Source organism: Serratia sp. A07, assembly GCF_058725505.1.
This window is the reverse complement of the sequence record NZ_JBZXDO010000169.1, coordinates 1-1,268: the sequence shown is the minus strand read 5'-3', so window position 1 is coordinate 1,268 and position 1,268 is coordinate 1. Positions and strand designations below refer to the sequence as shown.

Here is a 1,268-nt window from a genome sequence, read left to right as displayed (position 1 = left end):
AATCCGGGGGTTTTTGCGTCTGGGCCTTGCCCAATCCTGTTCACCTTCTGGCGTGAACGACCATTGAACACACACTGGTTTCACGATACCAAACTTTCCCCGTTGCCAGCAAGCGGCAACCGGTTACGCGTGCGGCAAAACCGGCACGGGCGGGCGTCGCCGGCAAGGGCCGGTGGTCATGACGCGGTGAAGCAATGTGCAGACCTGCAGGTCAGGCAAGCGAGGGGGTCAGCGCCCGCGCGGGCGGCGCGCCGGTGTCGGCGGATGCCAGTGATAGTCGGCCACTTCCGGCAGGGTCGAGTGGCGATTTCGCGGGCGGCGAGTGTTGGGAGGGGCGCTCAGCTCGGCCAGATAGTCGTCCAGTATCAGTTGCTTTTGCCGCGCAGACAGGCGATAGCCCTGGTCAAGCTCGCGCCGCGCATAGAGTCCCGCCAGCACCGTGCGCTGGTACTCGTCCAGGTCGTCGACGGTTTGGGGTTGTCGGGTCATTTCTGCTCTCCTTATCGTTGACGGCTTACGCCGTGCGCCAGAGGTCCGGGCCGTTCGGCAGCCAGGCCATGCCGGTGGCGACACCGCTGTCGGCAGAGGCGGCGACGTCACCCGCCGGCAGGCGGGGGCGTGTCGCCTGCCGCAGGCACACGTCGTGCCGTTGCAATATCGCTTCGATGACGCGGTCGTCGGTTTCTCGCAGCAGCACATGCTGCCAGCGTGTGGCGGCGCGGCGCCACAATCCCTGCCCCTCCAGTTGCAGGGCCTGCGCGTCATCCGGCAGCCAGTCTTCCTGCGCCCGGTAACCGCGGTGATGCCGGGCGCTCATTTGCCAAACGCTCTTTCGCGTGTGGCCAGTTCGTCATCGCTGGCCAGCAGGCCGTCAACCGACACGCCAAATTCATTGCCGGTCAACAGCGCCTTGATATCGTCAGAGCGATGATATCGTTGCGCCTTGAGCCGCTCCCGCCGGAGGGCATTGTCGGCCATTGCCTTGCGCGCCAGGTCGCCGCGCGCCTTCAGCATGGCCAGATACAGCCGGTATTCCTGTTTATCCATGGCACAGGTTCCTTTCTTCGTGATGGGTGGGGCATGCCAATTTCATATTGGGATGGCACAGTCATCGGACAACCAACGGGCGTCAGCGCCTCACCCGGGTTCATCAAGCCGAGGCATCACCATGTTGAGCACGCCGATATCGTCGGTCAGCGCCCGCACCAGCGCCCAGCATTTGACAAACGCCAGCACGTTGAGCAGTGGAAACAACCAGTAGCTGCTGC

General features: G+C 64.0%; 3 protein-coding genes. All 3 read right to left on the bottom strand.

The window, feature by feature from the left end:
* Positions 1-228: 228 nt before the first annotated feature.
* Genes AC4PR2_RS28910 through AC4PR2_RS28900 form a run of 3 tightly spaced genes read right to left on the bottom strand, consistent with a single transcriptional unit; the run spans position 229 to position 1,047 of the window.
* Positions 229-489, bottom strand: a complete 261-nt coding sequence (locus AC4PR2_RS28910) for a hypothetical protein (protein ID WP_492176050.1) — start codon at positions 487-489, stop codon at positions 229-231.
* A gap of 25 nt (positions 490-514) precedes the next feature.
* Positions 515-817 (bottom strand): PerC family transcriptional regulator, encoded by a 303-nt coding sequence (locus AC4PR2_RS28905; RefSeq protein ID WP_492176049.1) that lies wholly within the window; start codon positions 815-817, stop codon positions 515-517.
* Entirely contained in the window at positions 814-1,047 is a 234-nt protein-coding gene (locus tag AC4PR2_RS28900) for a hypothetical protein (RefSeq protein ID WP_492176048.1), read from the bottom strand. Before AC4PR2_RS28900 ends, AC4PR2_RS28905 begins: the two co-directional genes overlap by 4 nt.
* Positions 1,048-1,268 lie beyond the last annotated feature (221 nt).